This is a genomic window from Mesorhizobium sp. M6A.T.Cr.TU.014.01.1.1 (genome assembly GCF_004022765.1).
GTDB lineage: Bacteria > Pseudomonadota > Alphaproteobacteria > Rhizobiales > Rhizobiaceae > Mesorhizobium > Mesorhizobium mediterraneum.
Window position 1 is genome coordinate 19,204 of sequence record NZ_RZPG01000009.1, and the last position, 23,741, is coordinate 42,944.

Consider the following 23,741-nt stretch of genomic DNA (forward strand, 5'->3'; position numbering starts at 1 on the left):
GGAGACCCCGATGACCCTCGACCCGAAAGTCGTAGAGACCCTGCAGGGCGTCTCCACCGCGACCCTCACCACGGTCCTCCTGAAGAAGGGCCTGCGCAACGTTTGGATGCGTGGAACCAAGCCTATCCGTCCAGGCCAGCCGCGCGTGGTGGGGCCGGCCTTCACTTTGCGCTTCGTGCCGGCGCGTGAAGACCTCGCCACCCCGGCAAGCTGGGCCTCGCCTATTTCGACCCGTGCGGCGATCGAGGCGATGCCCGAAGGTTGCGTGGCGGTGGCTGACGCAATGGGCGTGCTCGACGCCGGTATTTTCGGTGATATCCTCTGCGCGCGCATGGCCAAACGCAATGTCGCCGCATTGATCACCGACGGCGCGATGCGCGACGCCGCGGGCGTGCTCGGTACCGGCCTCAACGTATGGTGCAACGGCATTTCCGCGCCGCCTTCAGTGGCCGGTCTAACCTTCGTCGGCTGGCAGGAGCCGATCGCATGCGGCGGCGTGGCGATCTTTCCCGACGATATCGTGGTGGTGGACGATGACGGCGCGGTGTTGATCCCCGCGGCATTTCTCGAGCAGGTGCTGGCCGAAGCGCCGGAGCAGGAGACGATGGAAGCGTGGATCATGACCGAGGTCGACCGCGGCGTGCCGCTGCCCGGTCTTTATCCGATGAACGAGGAGACGAAGGCGCGCTATGCCGCTTTCGCGAAGAAGACATGACCTTCGGCGTCGATGCCAAAGGCGTCTACCCGATCGCGGCGACGCCGTTCAATGCGGACATGTCGGTCGACTACGACTCCGTCGACCGGCTGACGGAGTTCTACCAGGATGCCGGCGCCGCCGGCATGACAATCCTCGGCATTCTGGGCGAAGCCCAGAAACTGGAGCCCGAGGAATCGCTGACAATCGCAAGGCGCGTGATCGCGCGCTCGCGTGTGCCTGTCGTGGTTGGAGTGTCCAATCCGAGCTTTGCCGCCATGCGCAGGCTGGCGCGCGAGGTGACGGATGCCGGCGCAGCCGGCGTGATGCTGGCTCCGGCCTCGCACCTGCGCAGCGACGAGCAGATCGCCGCCTATTTCCATCACTGCGTGGAAGCAATCGGTCCGGACGTACCCTGGGCCCTGCAGGATTATCCGCTGACGCTATCGGTGGTCCTGTCGGTGCCGATGATCTCGCGCATAATGAAGGAACATCCGTCCTGCGTCATGCTGAAGGCAGAGGACTGGCCGGGACTTGAGAAAATCTCGGTGATCCGCAAGCTCCAAGCCGCGGGCGACCTGCGGAAATTCTCGATCCTGACGGCCAATGGCGGACTGTTCCTCGACTTCGAGCCGGAACGCGGTTCGGATGGCGCGATGACGGGCTATGCCTTTCCGGACATGCTGGTCGAACTCGATCGGCTGCACCGCGAAGGCCAGCGCGACGCAGCGCACGACCTTTTCGATGCCCACCTGCCGTTGATCCGTTTCGAGCAGCAACAGGGGATTGGCCTCGCGGTGCGCAAATACGTGCTGATGCGGCGCGGCGCCATAACATCGGACGTGCAGCGCAGCCCGCGCTCGTCGCTGACGCCGGCCGGTCGATCCGAAGTCGACTACCTACTGGAACGGTTGGCTCGAAAGGACCCACGCGCAAGGCTGTGACGATGCATGCCGAGCGCCTGCCGCGGGATACGCGTGGGGCAATGATTGTATCGGGCCCGGATCATTGTGACCGCTCCTCGATCCGATCGACGATCATCTTCGCGATGGGCATGGCGGACGTCGCCGCGGGCGACGGCGCGTTGCAGACATGCAACTGGCGCGGGCTGTCGAGGAAGAGGAAATCGTGCACCAGCGTGCCATCGGCCAGAACCGCCTGCGCACGGATGCCGGCGCCTGGTTGGCCAAGGTCCGGGAGTTCGAGCGAAGGGCAGTATTTACGGCACTGCTCCAGGTAGCCGCGGCGGAAAATCGAGTTGCGGAACTCGTCGATCCCTGACGTGAGGTTCTTGCGGGCCATTTTCCAGAAGCCGCCGAAGGTGAGCATCTGGGTGACATCGCCCAGGTCGATGCTGCCCTTCTTGTAGCCTTCGCGATGGAAGCCCAGCACGGCGTTGGGCCCGACTGTCACCCGTCCGTCAATCATGCGCGTCAGGTGGATGCCGAGGAACGGCAGATCCGGATCAGGGATCGGATAGATCAAGTGCTTGACGATCGTCGATTTCGCGTCGGGCAATGTGTAATATTCGCCACGGAACGGCACGATCTGGTGGGTGGGATTGAGCCCGGCAAGCCTCGCAAGCCGATCCGACTGCAGCCCGGCGCAGGCAACAAGCTGCTCGGCGCGGATCGTTTCGCCACGATCGGTGGTCACCACCACGCCAGTGTCGTCTTCAGAGATGCCTTTGACGCGGGTGCCGGTCATCAGCTTGGCGCCATTCGCCTTGAGACCCTCGGCCAGAGCGTCGCAAATCAGCTTATAGTTGATAATGCCGGTCGACGGCACGAGCAACGCGCCCAGGCCAGCGATGTTTGGCTCGATCTCATGCAGACGTGCCGCGCTGACCTCCTCGAAGCCAATGCCATTCTCCAAAGCGCGATGCTTCAGCGCTTCCATGCGCTCCATCTCGACCGGGCTGGTGCCGACAAGCAGCTTGCCGCACACCTCGAACGGAATGTTGTTGTCTCGCGCGAAGGCTTTCGTCGCCTTCGCCCCCTCGCGGCAGAGCTTCGCCTTCAAGGAGCCGGGGGCGTAGTAGATGCCGGCATGGATGACGCCGCTGTTGTGGCCGGTCTGGTGCTCGCCGAAACCGGCCTCCTTTTCGATGACCAGGATGCGAGCCGCCGGATCGCGAGCCAGGATATCGGAGGCGGTGGCAAGCCCGACGATGCCGCCGCCAACGATGCAATATTGAAATGTCATATACCGCAGTCCTGTCAGACCTCAGCCTCGTCCGCGGCGATCTTCTTGCGCCCGGTCAGCTTGAGGAAAAGTGGGATCGAGAGCACGAGGACCGTGGCGATGAACAGCCCCAGCGCAATGGGCCGTTCAACGAAGACGAGCAAGTCGCCCTGTGATTGGATCAGCGTGCGGCGGATGTTGCGCTCCAGCAGCGGTCCCAACACCAGGCCGAGGATCAGCGGTACGGCTGGATAATCGAGCCTGGCAAGGATGATCCCGGCACCGCCTGCCAGGATGGTCAGCATCACATTGAACGTCGAATTGTCGATGGCGAAGACACCGTAAACGACGATCGCAATGACGATTGGATAGAGATAGGCTGTCGGAACGAAAAGCGCCGCCGCCAGCAGCGGAGTCAGCAACAGCGTCAAGAACACAAGTGCAAGGTTGCCGATGGCGAAAGAGCCAAACACCGACCAGACAAACTGCGGATTCTCGGTGAACAGCAGCGGGCCCGGCTGCAGGCCGATCATGATCAACCCGCCCATCATCACCGCCGTGGTCGCCGAGCCCGGGATGCCAAGCGTGAACAGCGGAATCATCGCGCCGTAGGACGCTGAATTGTTGGCCGCCTCCGGCGCTGCCACGCCCTCGACGATGCCGGTGCCATATTTTTCGGGCGTCGGCGACAGGCGCTTGGCGAGTGCGTAAGAGAGCATGGTCGCTGCCGAGGCACCGACGCCGGGGAGGACGCCCACGAAGAAGCCGAGCACCGACCCTTGCAGCAGTTGCCAGCGTGTCTGAACGGCATCGCTCATCCTCGGCAACAGCGAGGCGAAAGTGTATTTGGCAACCGGCTTGTCCACATTCGCCTCCAGGGAGGTGAAGATCGCGGTAAGCCCGAACAGGCCGACAGCGACGATGGAGAAGTCGAGCCCATCGAACAGGTTCATCGACCCGCCGGTATAGCGCGGCAAGGCGGAAATGGGATCGAGTCCCACCATGCCCAGCCACAAGCCCAGCGCCAACGCGACGAAACCCTTGAAGGCGTTGCGGCCGCCCAACACGCTGAGCAGCGAAAGCGCAAAACACATCATCGCCGTCATCTCGGTCGGGCCAAAGGCGAGTGCATAGCGAGATACCGGAACCGAAAGAGCCACCAGCCCGGCTATGCCGAGAAGGCCGCCGACGAAGGAGGCGAAGACGCTCGTCCCCAGCGCCCGCCCGGCCTCGCCTTTCTGGGCCATCGGATAGCCATCGATGACCGTCATCACGGAAGGTGCGTCGCCGGGAATGCCGAGCAGGATCGACGTGATGGCGCCGCCGAACATCGAGCCATAGTAGACACCACCGAGGCACGCGATTGCCGCGACGCCGCCAAAGCCTGCCGCCACCGGCAGCATGATCGCAACGCCGGCGGTCGGTCCGAGGCCAGGGAGCGCACCGATCAGCAAGCCGACCACAGCGCCCAGTATGGTGCAGGCGAAGATTGCCGGATCGGTGGCGGCGAGAATTCCGTCCCACAACAGCGCAAGTGTTTCCATCGCGGTACCTCTCTTGGGTGGCCGATTAGAAGCCGAGCAGTCCCCTGGGGGTCGGCACGCCCAGGAGATTTTCGAACAGCAGCAGAAGGATGATCGGCGTGATCACCGACACCGCCGCAAGCTTTACAAAGAAAACCGGGCCCGGTTCGGTCCGCAGAGCCAGGCCGATCGCCGCCATAGCCAGCATGGTGGCGATCATCATGCCGAGATACGGGGTCAGCCAGACGGCGATGAGCAGCGCCGCGATCACGACCCCGGCTTTTGCCGCCTCGCGGCCCGATATGCCCGGGCCAAGCTTCTCAACCCCGCCAAGCGCCCGGAATAGATTTATTGCGCTGAGCAGTGCGATCGACGAGCCGATGATGATGGGGAAGAGACCGGCCCCGGGCGTGGTGCCCTGCATCAGGCCATAACCGATGCCTGTGTAGATCAGCCAAAGACCGAAGATTATCAGCAGTGCGGCGACCAGTAGGTCGAGCCGTTGAACGCTCATCGCTTTCCTCCTCGCGACGGATGGGAGCCACCATTTCGGGTGGCTCCCAGCAACGTCACTATTTGATGATGCCGAGTTGCTTCATCATCGTCTCGTAGCGCGCGTTGGTGCGCTCGAGCACTTGCTTGAAGCCTTCCGCGTCAACATAGTCCGGGATGTCGTGGAAGCGGTCGATATACTGCTTCTTCCACTGCTCGCTGGTCGCAACCTTTTGCAGGATGCCCTCCCAGTAGGTTACGACTTCCGGCGGAACGTCCGCGGGCATGACCAGTCCGCGAAGCTGGGTGTGCAAAATGTCGCCGTAGCCGAGTTCCTTGAAGGTCGGGATGTCGGGGAAGGCCGGCGAACGCTCGGCCGATGTGATCGCGAGTGGCCGCAGCTTGCCGGCCTTCATCTGCGCCATCGCCTCGGATGGGTTGAGAAAGCCGACGTTTACATGTCCGCCAAGCAGCGCCGCCATCACCTCGCCCTCACCGTCGAACGGCACGGAGTCAATCTGGATGCCGAGCGCGTTGGACGTCATCTTGGCCAGCAGTGCCGCGTCGGAGACGACGCCCGTCGTACCGGTGGTGAAGCGCGGCGTCTTCTTCAGGTCGTCAAGCTTCTGGTATTCGCTAGAGGTAGGAACAACCATGATGTATGGCGACTGCGCGATCGCAGCGAGTGGAGTGAAGTCCTTGTAGCTCACCGGCGAGCCACCCAGCAGTGGCGTTGTGAAAAAGCTGACGCTGACGGTCGCCAGATGATAGGGATCACCCTTTTCCTTGGCGACTGCACTGTAGCCGACCGCGCCCGAGCCGCCTGTACGGTTCTCAGGCAGGATCTTCACAGGGATCAGCTTCATCTCCTCGATCACGCCGGCGATGGTGCGGGCGAGCGTATCGCTGCCGCCGCCGGCGCCGAACGGGATTATCATTTTGATGTTCTTGTCCGGGTACTCCGCTGCCGCGGCGCTGACCGCGATGGCCGCAGCTGTGAGCAAACCGAGGCCGACGACGCGGCCATGGTTGACGAAGTTCGAGAGTCCGTAGGTCATAGTCATTTCCTCCCAGTTAGAACTTGGAACAGCACCGGAACCGATCGAACCATTTTTGGCGGTCCCGGGGCTGCGATTGTCAGGCGTTCTTCTTTTCGATGGTTTCACGCAGCAGGTAGCCGTGCGCATCACGACCGGTGAACTGGCTACCTTTGGGATCCTTGACCCGGCCATCCTTCAGCGCTTCGTAATTCGGCGTGAAGCCAAGGCCCGGCGCGTCCGGGATTGTCATCTTGCCGTTCACGGGGTCGGGCGTGCCGTTGAAGAAATGTTTTCCGGTCATCCACATGCCGTAGTGGAATTCGACCGGCCCGCCATTCATCACGCCCGCCAGAATGTGCATGTTGAAGATCGGCCAGCCGCCGCCATTGGCCATCGGCAGATTGAAGGCCTGGGCGAGGTGCGCCACTTTGAGCGCCTCGGTGTAGCCGCCATTGTAGAGGACGTTCGGCTGCAGCACGTCCACCGCGTGGTGGACGACGAGTTCGCGGAAGCGCCAGCGGTTGCCTTCCATTTGGCCGGCGGCGATTGGAATCTTGACGCGACTGCGCAGGTCGGCAAGCGCACGCGCGTCGTTCTGCTGGATCGGTTCCTCGAACCATTTTAGGTTCGCGTCTTCCACAGCCTTCGCCAGCATGAAGGCGTCATGCGGGTTGAAGTAGCAGTTGGCGTCGATCATGAGGTCGACGTCGGGGCCGATTGCCTCGCGTGCGGCATAGACGCGACGCACGTCGTCCTTCCAGGTACGCGTCGGTTCGCCGCCGACGACCATCTTCAGCATGGTGTGCCCGTCGGCCAGAAACTTCTTGGCGTAGTCGGCGATCTGCTGCTCGTCGAAGAACGGGTAGCCAAACGTCGCATATGTGTAGGCCTCGCGGGAATAGCCGCCCAGCAGCTCCGAGACCGACTTGCCGACAATCTTGCCCTGGAGGTCCCACAGCGCGATGTCGATCGCCGAGAGAGCGTTGGAAATGACACCGGTATAGGCGCGGTTGTTGAGCTGCTTCCATATTTTGGAATGGATAGCCTCGGTGTGGAAGACATCCATGCCCTTGATCAACGGAAAGATATGATCCTCGATGCAGGGCATGGTCGACCAGGGCAGGAACTGGCCGGTGCAGCCGAGCCCCTTGAGGCCCGTGTCGGTCTCGACCTCGACAAAGACGAACATGCGAGATTCGATGGATTCGCCGATACCAGGCAAATCGATCTCGTGGCGATGCAGGCTGGCGGTGATGTTTGCAATTTTCAAGTGAGATCTCCTTGGGACAAATGGGTCATATGGCGGCCACGGCGGCCACCGCATTTTCGATGGATGCCTTCCAGCGTGCCTTGCCGTTGAGGACGTGCTCGAGCCCACGCTGCCGAGCGAGCTCGACGTCGCCGCGCTCGATCGCCTCGGCGATGCTGTGATGCTCCAGATTGGTCTGCTCCGGCGATGATAGCGAGCGCCGCAGGACATGAGTTTCCCGGATCAGGTCGTTGTAGACGCGGCGCGCACAGGAATGATCGGCGATACGGCCGATCAGTTCGTGGAACGCAAGGTTGATCTCGTAGTAGCGCACGATCCTGCCGGCGGCGATCGCCGTATCCATGTCGGTTATCAGCCGCTTGAGCTTTGCCGCTTCGGCTTCGGTACGCCGTTCCGCTGCCCGCGCGCACATCAGCCCGGTGAGCAACGAGCGCACGTCGTAGTTTTCGGCAATCTCGCGGTGGGACATTTCGCGCACGAAGACGCCGCGCGCCGGAATAGAGATGAGAAGGCCCGCCTCGACAAGTGCCCGCGTCGCCTCGCGCACCGGCGCTCGGCTCACGGCCATCTGCCCGGCAAGCACCGCCTCGTTGATCCTGCTGCCGGGCAGTATGTCCCCCGTGAGGATCATTCGTTCTATTTCGCTGTAGACGCGAGCGCTCAGGCTTTCAGATCGTTCGATCGGTCTTGCTGCAAATGTCACGCCTTCGCCCTCGGTTTACTGTCGCCAGTCAACTGTAAACTGTCGACAGAAGCAGGCGCAAGTACCCAGTCAGCGCCGGATTCCTGGGCTATCCGATGAAGACGGCGATGCAGGCCGGGCCCGATGGGAATGCCTGTCTTCTCACGCTCGGCGCGGACCTTGCGCTCCGGGTCGCCGGCCACCTGGACAGGTTTTAGCGGGTCCACGGGGGGTGTTGCGCGCAGATCGTCGCAGAAGCGGGCAACGTCGGCGCGGAAGTCTGCAATCGGACGGAACAAGGTGGGGTTGATGGCCATGAAGAAGTGACCGACATCGAGGCCCCATGGCTGTTTCGAATGGTTGGGATCGGTGATCAGTGTGGAGCCGGACAGGCACGAGGCGAGGATATTGACCATCGCAGCCAGCCCGTAACCCTTGTAGCCGGCGCTCTCCGCCGCGCCGCCCAGCGGCGACAGGAAGCCTCCCTCCATCACCGCTTTCGGGTCGAGCGTCGGCACGCCCTTCCCGTCCATGCCCCAGCCCGACGGCATGAGTTGGCCTTCGACGATCTTGTTCCGGACCTTGCCGGACGCCACGGTCGTCGTGGCCATGTCGAGCACGAAGGGCCGGCCGGGCTCGGCGGGGGCGGCGAAGGACCACGGGTCGGTGCCGAAGCGCGCCGCCGCGCCGCCGGTCGGCGGAACCCGAATGCCGAATACGCTGGTGGCGGCGATGCCAATCAGATCGTGATCGGTGGCCTTGGTGGTGAAGTAGCCCAGCGCGCCGAAATGACCGGAATTGCGGACCGACACCACGCCGACGCCGGCTGCCCTTGCCTTGGCGATCGCGGTTTCCATCGCCCGTATGGCGGGATCGTGGCCGAGGCCGCCGTCCCCGTCGAGCAGGGCGCTGACCGCCGTCTCCTGCACGATTGCGGGCTTCGACTGAAAGTTGATCGGCCGTGTCTGCCGTCGTTCGTTGTATTCGACCAACAGCGCGATGCCGTGGCTTTCGAGGCCATGGAGATCGGCCCAGGCCAGCACGTCCGCCGATTTCTCCGCCTTCTCCGCAGGCATGCCCCAGGCGCGGAAAATGCTCATCGCCTGACGGCGGTGCGTCTCGAAATCATGCCTCATCCTGACCTCCCGGGGAAGGCTGCGCCATGATCGACAGCCGTCCGACGATCAAGAATAAGGATTCGACCGATCGAAAAACAATGTCAGCTTCAATTGATTCAAACGATAGTTTTTCTTGGTTCCAGAAGGGTCCATACGCCGAAATTTGTTCGCGCCTCCGAACTGTTTGGGCGTCTACCCTCCGTGTGATAGGCGGAAAGGACCCTTTTGAGATTGACCAATTGTCGGCTGCATCCGTTCGAAGATGGCCCCAAGGATCGGAGAAGAACGCGATGCGGCTGCTGATCGCCGGAACACATGCACAAATGTCACGATACGGCGTTTCAACTCGGCAACGCCTCGTCGACGTTGTCCACGCGAAGGCAACGGTGATGCCACCCCGACAGGCCGAGGTTGGCGGCCAGGTCCGCGTATGCGGGACGCTCGGCAGCGCGACTTCAGGGTCGGGTGGACCCGAAAAACGGCCAGATGTTCTCGGTCTGTGCTCGAAAAGTTGCATAAGAGTGCAGGGCGGAACTCAACGGCGACCCTGTGACGGGTCGCCTCATCACAACGTCTGAACCTTTCACTACTCTTTCCTTCGCGGCCGCCCAACGGCAGGCCATGACTCGAAGGCGATGTTCACATTTCAGATTCTGAACGGCAGCTCTGCGCCCCAAGTCGGTCACAAAAACTGCTTTTCCGGCTTTTCGAAAGCGGACATTGCAGGATCCATCACCAACGTCGTACTCGCGCGCCATCAACGGACATTGATCGATGGAACCCACGGGCATTGCCCTCACAGCCAAAAGACGAGCGTATGTCCTGACGAGAGCAAGTCGGCGATCCAAAGCGATGCGCTCCTTAGTCGGGAAGGCCAGCCTTGCGGTAACCTTCGACGAAGCGCTGGAGCACTTCTTCGTCGTCGAATGGCTGCGATGTTGCCCAGTGCCTGATGCTGAAATAGGGATCGCTCAGCAGGAAGAATTCCGCCTCTTGACGGGCTTCGTCAAGGCGCCCGAGCTGCGCGAGGGCTGCCGCTAGGATGCGCCGCGACGTGGTGCGGTAGGTTTCCGGCTTGCGTAAGGCATCGACCGCAGATTGATAGTCGCCGAGCGCATAATAGGCTTGGCCCGCCATCCAATAGTACCACCCTGGAGGGTGCGGATTGAGCCGCAACGCCCGCGTCACGAATTCGATGCCCTTGACCGCGTCGCCCCTTAAGGTGATGAGATCCGAGCGCATCGCCCAGGCATCGGCATGATTGGGATCGAGCTTGAAGGTCGCCTCGAACTCGGCATCCGATTCCGGGAAGCGCCGTTCGTGACCAAGTATGATGCCCAGCCCCCAGCGGTTTCCCGCATCGTTAGGGTCGAGCGCCACAGCCCGCTGCGCTTCCGCCAGCGCGCGAGGCTGGTTGATTTGCTTCGGCTCGTTCCAGAACAGCCAGCCGAGCCAAAGATTGAGGGCCAGCAAGCTATGTGCCTCGGCATAGTCGGGATCGAGTCCGATCGCCTTTTCCAGGAGCATGCGCGCTTCCCGCGCGCCTAACCCGGTCTGAAAACTGACGCCGCGGGCTCGCACGCAAAGATCATAGGCTTCGAGACTCGTCGGCCGTTTACGCGCCGGCTGTCCGGCCAATCGGCCGACAAGGGCTTCGACGATCTTGGCCGTGACCTCGTCCTGCACTGCAAAGATGTCCTCGAGGCTGCTGTCGTAGCGCTCGGCCCAGATATGATCGCCGCCGATCGCGTCGATCAGCTGCGCATTGATGCGCACGCGCGCCGCGGCGCGCCGGGCGCTGCCTTCAACCACATAGCGCACCCCAAGATCACGCGCGGTCAAACGCACATCGACCGACCGCCCCTTGTAAGCAAAGGTTGAGTTGCGCGCGATGACGAAGAGGCCGGCTGAGCGAGACAGGTCGGTGATCAGGTCTTCGGTCAAGCCGTCGACAAAGGTTTCCTGCTCCGGATCGTTGCTCATGTTGGTGAAAGGCAAGACCGCGATCGAGGGCTTGTCGGGCAATTCGAGCGATGCCAGTCGGCCGACCGGAGCGGCTCTCGGAACGTGCAGGTTCACGCGATAGCAGTATATCGGCTCGGCTATATTCTTCACCCGCTGCTCGCCCATGGGCTCGAACGCAAACGCCAGCTTCTGCCTGACCTCCTTGGACACCTTCTCCGAAACGCAGATGCCACCGGGCTCGGCGAGTTGTTGGAGACGCGACGCCACGTTCACGCCCTCGCCATAGCGATCGTCCCCTTCGACGATCACTTCTCCAAGGTTGATTCCGATCCGGACTTCGAAGCGCTGGTCTTCGGCGACGCTCGCGTTACGCTCCGCCATGCCGCGCTGAAGCGTGACCGCGCATTCGACCGCATCCACCACGCTGCCGAACTCCGCCAGCAGGCCGTCTCCCATCAGCTTGAAGATTCGCCCGTGTCGCGTCGCGATTTCCGGCTCGAACAGCTCTTTGCGGCCACGTTTCAGCCGGTCGAAGGTGCCCGCTTCATCCGCCTCCATGAGCGCCGAGTACCCGACAACATCGATGGCAAGGATGGCAGCGAGCTTCCGCTCCATGTTGAGCCTCAGTAAAGATTCACGACTCGCAAGCCGCAGGCCAGAGGCAGGCAGGACCGGCGCCTCCGGTCTTACCGGCCTATGATACCACAGATCACGCCTCTTGAGACTATGGCTCGCGCGACGCCCCAGCTCTCCTGCCGCAGGGCCACTGACGCGCGTCCGACCCATCCCGCTGCTTCTGGCGCAATGCGGTCGGCACCACCCTGGATGAAAAGGTCGGCTTTTCCAGCCCCATCATCCCGAAAGCGGACGTTCCGCTTCCGGCACGGCAGACTGAAGCAACGCAGCATTTTCCACTTTGAGGCGAAGTAATTCTCAACTATGGTCCGCCAGGCTTTTGGCATGGGGGGATATTGCCGGTGGTTTTATCACGCAGGGGTGTCGTGCTCGGCGGCCTGGCGCTGGTCGCGGTGGGTGCAACCAGCAATATTGCTCAAGCCGCGGCGGCAAAATCCTTTTTCGCCGGTACCGCCAACGACAACAATTTTGTCTATCGCAAGACCAACTTCGCCAAGATCGACAAGAGATGGCATCGCCAGATCGTCAAGTATTTCAGCAGCGAGCCGGTCGGCACCGTCGTGGTCGATACCCGCCACCATTTCCTCTACGTCATCATGGAAAACAAGACCGCCATCCGCTACGGCGTCGGCGTCGGCAAGGACGGCTTCAAATGGTACGGCCGCGCGACGATCGACCGCCGCGCGCTGTGGCCGCAATGGGTCCCACCCCCCGAAATGCGTAAGCGCAAGCCGGACCTACCGCACATGGTCGCAGGCGGCGCGTCCAACAATCCGCTCGGGCCGCGCGCGCTCTATCTGCACCGCAACGGCGCCGACACCGGCTACCGCCTGCATGGCACGCTGGAGCCATGGAGCATCGGCACCGACGCTTCCAGCGGCTGCATCCGCATGTTCCCGGAAGACATCATCGACCTTTACCAGCGCTGCCCGATCGGCACCGCGGTGCAGGTCCTGCCGCACATCGCCGACCAGGCGCCCGCTTCCACCACTGTCGAATGATTGGCGCCTCATGAACCGCATGATTGAAAACACGCGCCGGCTGCTCGCCGCCGGCCTGCTGGTGCTGGCCGCATCCTGCTCGACCAGCAACACGCTGGCCCCTTCCACGCCCGACATCACCAACACCGAGGTTGCCGGCTTCCAGAACGTGCAGCCGGGCAGCGAGGAGGATTTTATCCTCAATGTCGGCCGCCGCACCTATTTCACGCAAGGTTCGGCCGCGCTCGATTCTGTCGCCAAGGCCACCCTCGACACCCAGATCGCCTGGTTAGCAAAGCATCCGCGCTGGCTGCTCAAGCTGCAGGGTTTCGCCGACGATCCCGGCGCAAGTGAAACGGCGCTGTCGCAGCAGCGCGCCGATGCGGTGATGGACTACCTCGCCGCCGGCGGCATAGACCGCAACCGTATGTGGGCCAAGGGCTACGGTAAGGACAGGCTCGTCCGCGACTGCCCCGACACCGCCTGCAGGTCGCAGAACCGCCGCGTTGTGTCTAATTTGCGCGATGAGAGGGACGAGCCGTAGGGGGCTGCTGTTCTGCTTGTGACCCGTTGGCGACCTCCATAGGTCAAGCCGGAAGGTCTGCAAACGGGGCAATTCGGCTCGTCGCGAGAGGCCGGAACTACCGCTCAGTCACCGATTTTGTTGAGAGCTCAGCAATCCAGCGCTTCAGCCAGTCATCAGGAATTTCGTACCGCAGAAGGCCACATGGCGATCCTGGTCCCTGGTCGCTCGTTCAGAAAAGAGCCGGATGCGCCGCAGAACCAGCCGAGGTATCCGCGCTTGCGGAAAGGACTGTCGGCGCCGGCTGGATTAGCGTAAGCTAAAGTTTGGGGGTGCAGTCATGCACCACGCGGTCACCATTGCTGTCGCCGCACTCGCGGCGTTGTTCATCTGCCCTGCGGGGGCGGAGGTGTTGATCGGTGTCGCCGGCCCGATGACGGGAAAGCTCGAGTGGACCGGCACACAATTGAAACGCGGCGCCGAGGCGGCCGTGGCCGACATCAATGCGACGGGTGGGGTGCTCGGCCAGCAGTTGCGGCTCATCACGGTCGACGACTTCTGCGATCCCGAGCAGGCGGTAGCGGCAGCCCAGAAGCTGGTCGCCGACGGCGTGGTATTTGTGGTCGGGCACTACTGCTCCGGAGCCTCGATCCCGGCCTCGAAGGTCTACGAGGCGGCGCGCGTTGTGCAGATATCGCCATCCTCGACCAACCCGGTGCTGACCGAGCACGGCCGCGCCACCGTCTTCCGCGTCTGTAGTCGCGACGATGCGCAGGGCCTCGAGGCCGGCGACTTCCTGGCTGATCAATGGGGCGACAGGAAGATCGCGATCCTCCACGACAACACGACCTACGGGAAAGGCCTCGCCGACGAGACCCGGAAGCAATTGAACAGGCGGGGCGTGACCGAAGCGATCTACCAGGCCTACGTTCCCGGGAAAGACGACTACTCCGCTGAGATCGTCGCGCTGCAGGCGGCGGATATCGCGGTGCTCTATGTGGGCGGGTACCATACCGAGGCCGCGCTCATGGTCCGCGCGGCGCGCGACCGGGGCTACCCGGTTCAGGTGATCTCGGGTGACGATACGGCGACCGAGGCGTTTGCGCTCATTGCCGGCCCTGCCGCCGAGGGCACGCTCTTCACCTTTGTCCCCGACCCGCGTCGAAATCCGGAAGCGGCTGATGTCGTTGAGCGGTTCCGCGCCGAGAACTTCGAACCCGATTCCTGGACGCTGCACAGCTACGGCGCCGCCCAGACCTGGGCGCAGGCGGTCGAGAAGGCAGGCTCGCTGGAGCCGAAGGCCGTGATTGCGTCGCTGCACAACAATCAATTCGACACGGTGTTGGGCCGTATCGACTTTGACGACAAGGGCGATCTCACGACCCAAAGCTGGGTATGGTACGTCTGGCGGAGTGGAGAGTACGTGCCGGTCGAGTAAGGGTCCGGCGCACGCTGAAACAAATGATGCAGACCGGGTTAGCACGATCGTTCGGATCAAGCATCGGCGCGATATTTGAGCGCCTCCGTATACGCGGCTGCCTCTTGCGTCTGCCGCTGGCGGGATCGCGGCTCCCAAGGACGCTGCGCCTGCGGAAAGGGCTGTCGCGCCGACCGGATTGGCGTAAGCGGCGGTTTGGGGGTGCATCCATCCACCGCATCATCACCGTAGCTATCGTCGCGCTTGCAGCCGCGTTCAGCCTCCCCGCGGGGGCCGAGGTCCTGATCGGGGCGGCGGGCCCGGTCACGGGGCAGCTCGCCTGGGTCGGCGGGCAGATGGAGCGCGGTGCCGAAATGGCCGTGGCCGAAGTCAATGAAGCGGGCGGCGTACTCGGGCAGCAGGTGCGGCTCATCACAGTCGACGACTTCTGCGATCCCGAGCAAGCTATGGCGGCCGCCCAAAAGCTGGTGGCTGACGGCGTCGTGTTCGTCGTCGGGCACATGTGCTCCGAGTCGTCGATCCCGGCATCGAAGGTCTATGAGGCTGCGGGGATCTTGCAGATTTCGCCGTCGTCCACCAACCCGATGCTGACCGAGCAGGGCCGTGCCAATGTGTTTCGAGTCATTGGCCGCGACGACGCGCAGGGCACCGTGGCCGGCAACTACCTGGCCGATCATTGGGCCGACAAGAAGATCGCAATACTTCACGACCGTACGACCTATGGGAAGGGTCTTGCCGATGAGACAAGAAAGCAGTTGAACCAGCGGGGCGTGACCGAAGCGATCTATGAAGCCTACGACCCCGGGAAGACCGACTATTCGTCTGAAATCGCTGCTCTCGAGGCAACAGATATTGCGGTGTTGTACCTCGGCGGCCGTTATGACGCAGCCGCCCTCATGCTCCGCGCGGCACATGATCGCGGATACGCACTTCAACTCGTCTCGGGCGATGCCATGTCGACCGAGGAGTTCGGCCTCATCGCCGGCCCCGCGGCCGAGGGCACGCTCTTCACCTTTGTCCCCGACCCGCGTCGAAATCCAGAAGCGGCGCTAGTCGTCGAGCAGTTCCGCTCCGAGAACTTCGAGCCCGAAGGCTATACCCTGCTGAGCTATGGCGCCGTCCAGGTATGGGCGCGGGCGGTCGAGAAGGCGGGCTCGCTGGAGCCCCAGGCCGTGGTTGCGTCGCTGCGGAACAATCAATTCGAGACTGTGTTGGGCCGTATCGACTTTGACGACAAGGGCGATCTTACGACCCAGAGCTGGGTTTGGTACGTCTGGCGGAGTGGAGCGTACGTGCCGGCAGAATAAGAATCCGCCAATCGCCGGCGCGCTGGTCGAGGCATCTGATGCAGGGCAAGTTAGAGCGATCGTTCAGATCAATGCGTCGCTGTGATGGTTGAACGCCTCGGCATACGTGGCCGCCTGTTGCTGGCCTTTTTCGGTATCAGCACCTTCGCGGTGTTCGCCACGGCGGCCGCTCTTTACGCCTTCCTCCAGGTGGGAGAGGTCGTCGACAGCATCACCAGGGATCGGGTGCCGTCGGCGCTGGCGTCCCTCCAGCTGTCGCGCCAGGCCGAGCGGGTCGCCGCCACTGCGCCCGCCATACTTACCTCGACCAGCGAGGCTCGGCACAACGAGGTCTCGGCTGCGATCGGGGCAGAGATGACGCGCCTCGAGGAGCTGCTTGCTGCGCTCAAAGGTGCGGCGCTCGACGTCGCGGCCGTGGCCGAGATCGAGGCGGCAGTGCTTGGTCTCAGGCGCAATCTCGACGCTCTCGACGATCTTGTCGCCGCCCGCCTCAGCGTGGTCGCGCGCAAGGAGGACCTGTTGCGCCGCTTGTCCGCCACCACAAATGCAGGTCAGCGTCTTGTGGCGCCCGGCATCCTTGTTCTGAACTCCAAGCTCCCGCAATGGCAGGCGGTCACGGCCGACACGTCGCGCGCCGCGGATCCAGGCGCGGCGACGGCGGCCGACGTGGTCCAGGCGATTGCGGCCTACCTCCCGCAGCAGAAGGCGCATCAGGAGATCTCGGCTGTCAATGACGCGCTGGTCAAGACGGCAGACGCGCCGACACCGGGCGATCTGACGTTGATCCTGTTCCCGCTGCGCCGGTCGCTCGCCGTTCTCGACACGATTTCAACCGAGATCGACGAGAGGCTGCGGGTCCGCTTCCGGCAGCGGGTGGACGAGTTGAAGGCGCTTGTCGATGGTGAGAACAGCATCCCGAAGGCGCGGGAGGACGAGTTTGCTGTCCTGGCCGATGGCGAAAAGCTTCTGGCCGAGAATAGCAGGCTGTCGCGCAGTCTCACCGCTGCCGTCGATCGCCTTGTCTCAGCGGCAGACAGCGAGATCACAGCGTCCGGTCTCGAGGCCGCGCTCGTCCAGCGCTACGGCACCGGAGTTGTCCTCGGCTCCGCCTTTCTCAGCCTCCTGAGCTCGGTTCTGATTGTCTGGCTCTATGTCGACCGCAGCCTCCTTGCCCGTCTGGGAAGCGTGAGCCAGGGCATGCTCGCGATCGCCGGCGGCAATCTTCGTGCGCCGCTGCCTGCCGCCGGCCGCGACGAAATCGGGCGCATGGCCGACGCGCTCAGGCTGTTCCGGGACACCGCGGTCGAGATCGAGGAAAAGAACCTGCGCGAGGTCGCCGAGGCGCGCCAGCGGCTCGTCGATGCCATCGAGAGCATCTCCGAAGGGTTCGCTCTCTACGACGGGGAGGACCGGCTTGTCCTCAGCAACAGCCGCTATCGCGAGCTGCTCTACAGCGACCTTGCGATCGAACTGGCGCCCGGCACGACGTTCGAGCAGATCATCCGCCGATCCGCCGAGCGCGGCTACATCAAGGATGCCGAGGGGCGGTTCGAGGAATGGGTCGCCGAGCGGCTCTCCCGGCACCGCAACCCTGGCGAGCCCTGGGTGCAGCGGCGCGCCGATGGACGATGGATCATGATAGGCGAGCGGCGCATCACGGGCGGCGGCACGGTCGCCGTCTACTCGGACATCACGGAGCTGAAAAAACGCGAGGAGAACCTCGCCGAGAAATCCGCAGCGCTCGAGGCGCTCTCAGCCAAGCTGGCCAAGTATCTGGCGCCGCAAGTGTACAACTCGATATTCACCGGCCGTCAGGATGTCAGGATCGCCAGCCAGCGGAAGAAGCTGACAATATGCTTCTCGGATATCGCCGGCTTTACCGAGACCACCGACAAGATGGAGTCGGAGGACCTCACCCAGCTCCTCAACCACTATCTGACGGAAATGTCGAAAATTGCTTCGGATCACGGCGCGACAATCGATAAGTATGTCGGTGACGCGATCTTGATGTTTTTCGGCGATCCGGAGACTCGCGGTGTCAAGGAGGACGCGCTCGCCTGCGTCGAGATGGCCCTCGCCATGCAGAAGCGGATGACCGACCTTGCCGAAATCTGGCGTGACATCGGCATCGAAACGCCGCTGCGCTGCCGCATCGGCATCCATACCGACTACTGCACCGTCGGCAACTTTGGCAGCGAAGACCGGATGGACTACACGATCATCGGCGGCGCCGTGAATCTCGCCTCACGCCTCGAGCAGGAGGCGCCACCGGGTGCCGTGCTCATTTCCTATGAGACGTTTGCGCAGGTGAAGGACACGATCGACTGCGTGGAACTAGGACACGTTCAGGTCAGGGGCATCGCCTATCCCGTCGCCACCTATCGCGTCCTCGATCTGAAGGCCAATCTGGTCGCCGCCGGCAGCGCCGTTCGAACCGAGCTGCCGCATCTCAGACTAGAGGCTGAACCCGAGTTGATGTCTGCTGGGGAGCGAGAGGAAGCCGCGACTGCGCTTCGCGACGTGCTCGATCGACTTTGTCACAAGCCCGGGTAGCAGGCTTCGCGCCCGCACCCGGATCGTCGCCTTCTACAGCGCTCACCTTGTCGACCAATGCAGGGATGGCTCCTTCGCCAGCGCCTCTTTTGGGGCCGTGACTTGACCTTCCCGGCGTCGCTGGCAGGTCCGCTTCTGGCGCAATGTGGGCTTCGGCATTGCACCGCCCGGCCAAGCCGGCTCACGATTCCGGTTCCTTTTCGGTCAGTTCGAAAATCGGAATTTTTTGTTGCGAAGGCTGCGGGACGGCGCCCCTCTCTGTCCTGCCGGACATCTCCCCCAACAAGGAGGGAGATTGGCAGCTCCACCGGCAGCGTTTTTTAATCCAGCCTTGGAGACTGGCGAACGCGATGGCGATATCCGATCAAGTGGGCCGGCAAGGGGGCGACGTAGAGCATCGGCTTCAATACTCCCTCGCCAGCCACCGCGCCCCGCGCAGTCTCAGGGCGTGGTGGTGTGCGCACAGATTTCGGGCAGGCGTCCGGCAACGTATTCGCCGGCGGCGGATATTTGGCCGCCGGTTTTCGCCGCTGCAGCTCGGCAGCAGAAACGCGTCGTAATTGGTGTCGAAGAAGAAGGGAATCGAAGCCGTGGTCAAAGTCGCCCGGCGGTGTGCCCGCCATACCACAGCCCTTTTGATCGAGCTTGCGAAGGGGCGCGCCAGCCCTCTCCGCAAGCTTTCGGATCAGGCAGATCCAAACGCAATTGCCACATGACGGCAAGGTATTAGTCGACACGCACGCGGCGCGTCACCTGGCCATTGCTTTCCCAATATGTGTGTTTCTTGGCAATCAAGGGATCGTCCATTGCCGGTTGAATTTGTCCCGTGGTGCTGACCGCGCGCGAGGTCACCGTGTGTTCTCCAGGGGCGGGATTTGCCCAAGCCAGGGACCAGATCTTCCAGGCGTGCTCGGCCTCCTCACTATGGTCGATGGTCGCTGGTGCCCAAGGCCCTTGATCGATTTGCACTTCCACCCGGTCGATCGGCGCCCCCCAGGCTGCTCCAATGATGGAGTAATCTGAGTCTTTCCGGGTGACCTTCGCAGGCGCGGACTTTATCAGCGCTCGCCCGACCGAAGTCTCGACCCATACGGTCTCGCCGTTGTGGTCTTCCTCCCGGATGGTGACATAGTCACGGGCCATCAGAAGGCTCATGAACCGCGTATCGCGGACCTCGATGCGCTTCAGCCACTTGACGTTGGCGATCCCGTACCAGCCTGGAGCGATGAGCCGCACCGGGAAGCCGTTGGGCGCCGGCAAGGCGGCTCCGTTCATTTCATAGCAGAGGAGATTGTCGGGGTTCATCGCGTCGGCGAGTGACATGCTGCGAGCGAAGTTCTGCTGCATCTTGACGTCGCGTATCGCGACCTCGCCTGTGTCAGTACCGAAAAAGACGACCTCGATGCCCTTCTCCAGAACGCCGGCTTCCTCGAGGATCGGGGCGAGCGGCGTCCCTGCCCAGCGGGCATTGCCGATGCCGCCGGTGAAAAAGGGAAACCCGTGATTGCCCGAGCATTCCACGGTGAAAACGACCTCCTGCCGCGGTCGTGCCCTGATGTCGGCGAGCGTCAATTTCAAGGGCTTCTTGACCAGGCCTCCGATCTCCATGGACCATGTCTTCTCGTCGATCGTTGGTCGATTGAAATGCGAGATGCTGAAGAACTTGTCGTTTGGAGTTATCCAGCTATCCAAATCCTCCCAGACAAGCTGCTTCTGGATACCTACCGGATCGGGATTTTCGGTCGGCTGATCCAGCCACGGAATAACTTCCTCGCTCGGCCGTTTTGGAAAAGCGTAAGCCCGACGCGAGGTATAGACAGCAGCAATTGCGGCAAGAGCCGCGCTTCCTTGAACGAGAAGTTCTCTGCGCTGAAAATCAGGCATGTTGTTTACCTCCCAGTTGATCCGGAACGGGCTGCAACGTGCCTTAGGCCGTAGCCTGATCACGGATAGGCGACACAATGTGAGGTCTGCCCACCCGGAAGTATCCGGACAGGTCAGACAATCACCGACGCAAGTCAAGCATGTGAAGCATTGGACGAAACACTAGCTCGCGTTTCGCACGCTAAGAGTGCGCCTTTGAGAAGGACGTGTCCACAACCTGGACGGGACATGATGATGATTGCAGCATTCGAGACCGATTTCCTGCCAAAATCGTTGCTGCTCGGATCGCAGCCGAACGCCCGCTTCCGGGTCATTTCCGGACCTTCGCGGGTGCGGTCGGAAAGGCCCGTTCCGACCCGATTTCTGCCGTTCCGATACCGGCCGCGCCATCTCCAGGGCGGATGTTCACCCAGTTTCGGCGAGAAAACGCGTTGGCCTGCCGTCTCTTGTCGCTATCACTCTTAGCGCGACAGGATGGCGGCGCGGCCGGCGCAGGTGTATGATGATGGTCTAATATTTCGAGATGAGGGAGGACAGCATGACGTCTTGGGAAATCAAGGGACGTGAACTCGTCAATTGCACCTGCGAATATGGCTGCAACTGTCAATTCAATGCGCTGCCCGATAAGGGCCATTGCCATGCGGTGGCGGGCATCCAGATCGATGAAGGCCATCATGGCGAGACCGCTCTCGACGGCCTCCGGATCGCTGCGATCTTCAAATGGCCTGGCGCCATCCACGAAGGCAATGGCGAAGCCATCGCTTTCGTCGACGAGAGCGCAACCGACCGGCAGCGTAACGCGCTGCTGCGCATCATGACCGGCCAGGACACCGACCCGTTCGCGACGATGTTCGCCGTCTACGCCTCAACCGTGACAAAAATGAATGAGCCGGTTTTCACGAAGATCGATCTTGAACTCGATATCGACGGCCGCAGGGGCCGCATCTTCGTCAAGGACTATATCGATACGGTCGGCGAACCGATCCGCAACAAGGTGACGGGCGCGGACTCGCGGGCTCAGATCGTGTTGCCGAACGGCTTCGAATATGCGGTCGCCGAGATCGGCAGTGCCTCGAGCACAACCAGCGGACCGGTTCAGGTGAGCACGAAGGACAGTTACGGCCAGTTCGCGCGGCTGCATCTCAACAATCACGGGGTGGTGCGAGCCTGACGCGCCCGCATGGACGGCGCGTCGCCACTGGAACGCCTGCTTAGGCGCGACCGCGTCATCACGATTGCGGGAGTGGTGGCGCTGTGCCTGCTGGCCTGGCTTTATATCGTCGCCGGTGCAGGGCTCGGCATGAATGCGTGGGAGATGACGAGGCTCGCGCTTTTCCCCCACCAGCAAACCGCCGAAGTGATCTCCGATATGCCCTCGGACATGTCCGGCATGGACATGAGTGGGATGGCGATGGCGACGGAACCGCGGGTCTGGGGGGCCGCGATCTGGACGCTGATGATTGCGATGTGGTGGGTCATGATGGTCGCCATGATGTCCCCGAGTGCGGCGCCGACTATCCTGCTCTATGCGCGCGTGCATCGCCATGCGCTCGCACAGGGTCAGATCCAGGACAAGCTCGCGCCCACCGGCGTATTCATGGCAGGCTACCTCCTGGTCTGGCTGGGGTTCTCCGTCGCGGCAGCCGCGTTGCATTGGCTGCTCGAACGTGAGGCATTCGTTTCAGCAGCGATGATGAGTTCGCAGAGCCGCTGGCTTTCGGGCATCGTCCTGATCGCCGCGGGCCTGTATCAGCTCTCGCCGCTCAAGAACGCCTGCCTGTCGCATTGCCGGACGCCGACGGCGTTCCTTTCCCGACACTGGCGTCCCCACGCACTTGGCGCGCTGCGTTTGGGCGCCCTGCACGGGGCGTTCTGTGTCGGATGCTGCTGGATGCTGATGGCGTTGTTGTTCGTGGGTGGCGTAATGAACCTGGTGTGGGTTGCCGCACTCGCCATTCTGGTGCTGGTCGAAAAGGTGTTTCCTGCCGGCCAGTGGGTCGGCCGGGTGGCCGGCATCGCCCTGATCGCCTGGGGCAGCGCAACGCTTTTGGTCTGACGACCAGCGCCTCGGATGTCGCATTTGCAGGAAACCCGATCGCTTCTGATGCAATGCGCATCGCACCGCCCGGCCAAGCCGGCTCACAATTCCTTTTCGGCCAGCTCGCGAAACGCGTCGGGAACCGACCGCTGCGGGCCGAGCGCGACCGAGGCATAGCCGACCGCTTCCCAGCCGAAGCGGTCGCGGATTTTGTCGATGGCGCGGTCGGCGGTCCAGCGCGCGGCACCCCTTCTGGTGCCGGGGCGGCGGCGGTCGTCGTCGAGGCCGAGTGGCAGTTCCAGCTGCAGGGCCGATTGCTTCTCAAGATGCGAGACGGCGATCGCCAGCAGCGAGATGGTCTTTTCGTGCGGATGATCGACAAGCACCTTGCGCACCAGCGCCTCGGCGATCTCGGCCAGCATGGCGGTTGCCAAAATCGGCTGGTCGAGCGTGATCGAGCGCGTCACCGAGCGCAGATCGGCAAAGCGTACGCGGACCGTCACCGTGCGGCCGGGCCGCGATTTTGCCCGCAGCCTGGTGGCGACCCTGTCGGCCAGGTGCAGCAACGCGGGCACGAAGATTTCTGCCTCGGCCGGCTTCCTGCCGAGCGCCGATTGCGCGCCGGCCGATCGCGCCCGGCGCTGCGTCTCAAGCTTGCGCGGATCGCGGTTCCAGGCCAGCGCATTGAGCTTTTCGCCTGCTGCCGGACCGAGCAGGCGCTCCAGCGACCCACCGATGGTTTTCGCCAGCTCGCCGATGGTGTTGACGCCGATGCCGGCCAGCCGCTCCCTGGTCACCGGCCCGACGCCCCACATCAGCTCGACCGGCAGATCGTGCAGGAACTCCAGCTCGTGGTGAGGATCGACCACCACCAGCCCGTCGGGCTTGGCCACTTGCGAGGCGATCTTGGCCAGATGCTTGGTGCGCGCCACGCCGACCGAGATCGGCAGGCCGAGCTCGGCGCGCACGCGGCGGCGGATCGTGCCGGCGATCTCGGCCGGCGGGCCGAACAGATGGGTGCAGCCGGTGACGTCGGCAAAGGCCTCGTCGATGGAAATCCGCTCGACCACAGGCGTGAAATCGCCGAGCACTTGAATAGCCGCATCGCCCAGCCGCTGGTAGTCCTTGAAATGGCCGCCGACGAAAATCAGCCCGGGGCAGAGCTCACGCGCGCGCCGCCCCGGCATGCCGCCACGCACGCCGAAAGCCTTGGCCTCGTAGGACGCGGCCAGCACGACGCCGCCGCCGACGGCGATCGGCTTGCCGCGCAGGGCCGGATCGAGCAACTGCTCGACCGAGGCATAGAAGGCGTCGAGATCCGCGTGGAGGATGTTGGCTTCCATCCGGCCCGTTCGCCCGCTTGAGGTGGCTTTGTGGAACATAAAGAGAACATAGCGGGCGGATTGTCAAGCAG

19 protein-coding genes are annotated in these 23,741 nt (G+C 62.9%); 9 read left to right on the forward strand and 10 right to left on the reverse strand.

Features of this window, described 5'->3' with window-relative positions; all coding sequences use genetic code 11:
- Positions 1–10 precede the first annotated feature (10 nt).
- Entirely contained in the window at positions 11–715 is a 705-nt protein-coding gene (locus tag EN885_RS11925; protein ID WP_126105639.1) for a ribonuclease activity regulator RraA, read from the forward strand.
- Entirely contained in the window at positions 712–1,638 is a 927-nt protein-coding gene (locus EN885_RS11930) for a dihydrodipicolinate synthase family protein (RefSeq protein ID WP_128243122.1), read from the forward strand. Before EN885_RS11925 ends, EN885_RS11930 begins: the two co-directional genes overlap by 4 nt.
- A 61-nt stretch (positions 1,639–1,699) precedes the next feature.
- On the opposite strand, the gene lhgO is transcribed toward EN885_RS11930, so the two are convergent.
- From lhgO to EN885_RS11970, 8 genes are all read right to left on the reverse strand, one after another.
- Positions 1,700–2,899: an L-2-hydroxyglutarate oxidase gene (gene lhgO, locus EN885_RS11935; RefSeq protein WP_128243121.1), complete on the reverse strand. Its 1,200-nt coding sequence runs from the start codon at positions 2,897–2,899 to the stop codon at positions 1,700–1,702.
- 14 nt (positions 2,900–2,913) lie between these two features.
- Positions 2,914–4,422: a tripartite tricarboxylate transporter permease gene (locus EN885_RS11940; RefSeq protein WP_127293720.1), complete on the reverse strand. Its 1,509-nt coding sequence runs from the start codon at positions 4,420–4,422 to the stop codon at positions 2,914–2,916.
- Between the two features lie 25 nt (positions 4,423–4,447).
- Positions 4,448–4,915: a tripartite tricarboxylate transporter TctB family protein gene (locus EN885_RS11945; RefSeq protein ID WP_128243120.1), complete on the reverse strand. Its 468-nt coding sequence runs from the start codon at positions 4,913–4,915 to the stop codon at positions 4,448–4,450.
- A gap of 58 nt (positions 4,916–4,973) precedes the next feature.
- Positions 4,974–5,951: a tripartite tricarboxylate transporter substrate binding protein gene (locus EN885_RS11950; RefSeq protein ID WP_128243119.1), complete on the reverse strand. Its 978-nt coding sequence runs from the start codon at positions 5,949–5,951 to the stop codon at positions 4,974–4,976.
- 79 nt (positions 5,952–6,030) lie between these two features.
- Complete coding sequence (locus tag EN885_RS11955) at positions 6,031–7,203, reverse strand: mandelate racemase/muconate lactonizing enzyme family protein (RefSeq protein ID WP_128243118.1); 1,173 nt, start codon at positions 7,201–7,203, stop codon at positions 6,031–6,033.
- Positions 7,204–7,228: 25 nt separating this feature from the next.
- Positions 7,229–7,906 carry a GntR family transcriptional regulator gene (locus EN885_RS11960; RefSeq protein ID WP_128243117.1) on the reverse strand — a complete coding sequence of 226 codons (678 nt, stop codon included), beginning with the start codon at positions 7,904–7,906 and terminating at the stop codon, positions 7,229–7,231.
- Entirely contained in the window at positions 7,903–9,021 is a 1,119-nt protein-coding gene (locus EN885_RS11965; RefSeq protein WP_128243116.1) for an Ldh family oxidoreductase, read from the reverse strand. Before EN885_RS11965 ends, EN885_RS11960 begins: the two co-directional genes overlap by 4 nt.
- Positions 9,022–9,864: 843 nt before the next feature.
- A complete protein-coding gene (locus tag EN885_RS11970; RefSeq protein WP_128243115.1) occupies positions 9,865–11,583 on the reverse strand; it encodes an adenylate/guanylate cyclase domain-containing protein in 1,719 nt (572 codons plus the stop codon).
- Between the two features lie 362 nt (positions 11,584–11,945).
- Between EN885_RS11970 and EN885_RS11975 the strand changes: the two genes are divergently transcribed.
- From EN885_RS11975 to EN885_RS11995, 5 genes are all read left to right on the forward strand, one after another.
- Entirely contained in the window at positions 11,946–12,605 is a 660-nt protein-coding gene (locus EN885_RS11975) for a L,D-transpeptidase (RefSeq protein ID WP_128243114.1), read from the forward strand.
- Between the two features lie 10 nt (positions 12,606–12,615).
- Positions 12,616–13,128, forward strand: a complete 513-nt coding sequence (locus EN885_RS11980; protein WP_027155108.1) for an OmpA family protein — start codon at positions 12,616–12,618, stop codon at positions 13,126–13,128.
- A 319-nt stretch (positions 13,129–13,447) separates the two neighbouring features.
- Complete coding sequence (locus EN885_RS11985; protein WP_128243113.1) at positions 13,448–14,545, forward strand: branched-chain amino acid ABC transporter substrate-binding protein; 1,098 nt, start codon at positions 13,448–13,450, stop codon at positions 14,543–14,545.
- A gap of 209 nt (positions 14,546–14,754) precedes the next feature.
- Complete coding sequence (locus EN885_RS11990) at positions 14,755–15,852, forward strand: branched-chain amino acid ABC transporter substrate-binding protein (protein ID WP_245493076.1); 1,098 nt, start codon at positions 14,755–14,757, stop codon at positions 15,850–15,852.
- Between the two features lie 84 nt (positions 15,853–15,936).
- Complete coding sequence (locus EN885_RS11995) at positions 15,937–18,405, forward strand: adenylate/guanylate cyclase domain-containing protein (protein ID WP_127204165.1); 2,469 nt, start codon at positions 15,937–15,939, stop codon at positions 18,403–18,405.
- A gap of 726 nt (positions 18,406–19,131) precedes the next feature.
- On the opposite strand, the gene EN885_RS12000 is transcribed toward EN885_RS11995, so the two are convergent.
- Entirely contained in the window at positions 19,132–20,289 is a 1,158-nt protein-coding gene (locus EN885_RS12000) for a sulfite oxidase (protein WP_128243112.1), read from the reverse strand.
- Between the two features lie 538 nt (positions 20,290–20,827).
- Here EN885_RS12000 and EN885_RS12005 point away from each other — a divergent pair.
- Both EN885_RS12005 and EN885_RS12010 read left to right on the forward strand, forming a co-directional pair.
- Positions 20,828–21,460 carry a DUF1326 domain-containing protein gene (locus EN885_RS12005; RefSeq protein WP_126105651.1) on the forward strand — a complete coding sequence of 211 codons (633 nt, stop codon included), beginning with the start codon at positions 20,828–20,830 and terminating at the stop codon, positions 21,458–21,460.
- Between the two features lie 9 nt (positions 21,461–21,469).
- Positions 21,470–22,345, forward strand: coding sequence for a DUF2182 domain-containing protein (locus tag EN885_RS12010; protein WP_128243111.1), 876 nt, complete (start codon positions 21,470–21,472; stop codon positions 22,343–22,345).
- An 83-nt stretch (positions 22,346–22,428) separates the two neighbouring features.
- On the opposite strand, the gene dinB is transcribed toward EN885_RS12010, so the two are convergent.
- Positions 22,429–23,670, reverse strand: a complete 1,242-nt coding sequence (gene dinB, locus EN885_RS12015) for a DNA polymerase IV (protein WP_128243110.1) — start codon at positions 23,668–23,670, stop codon at positions 22,429–22,431.
- Between the last annotated feature and the right edge of the window lie 71 nt (positions 23,671–23,741).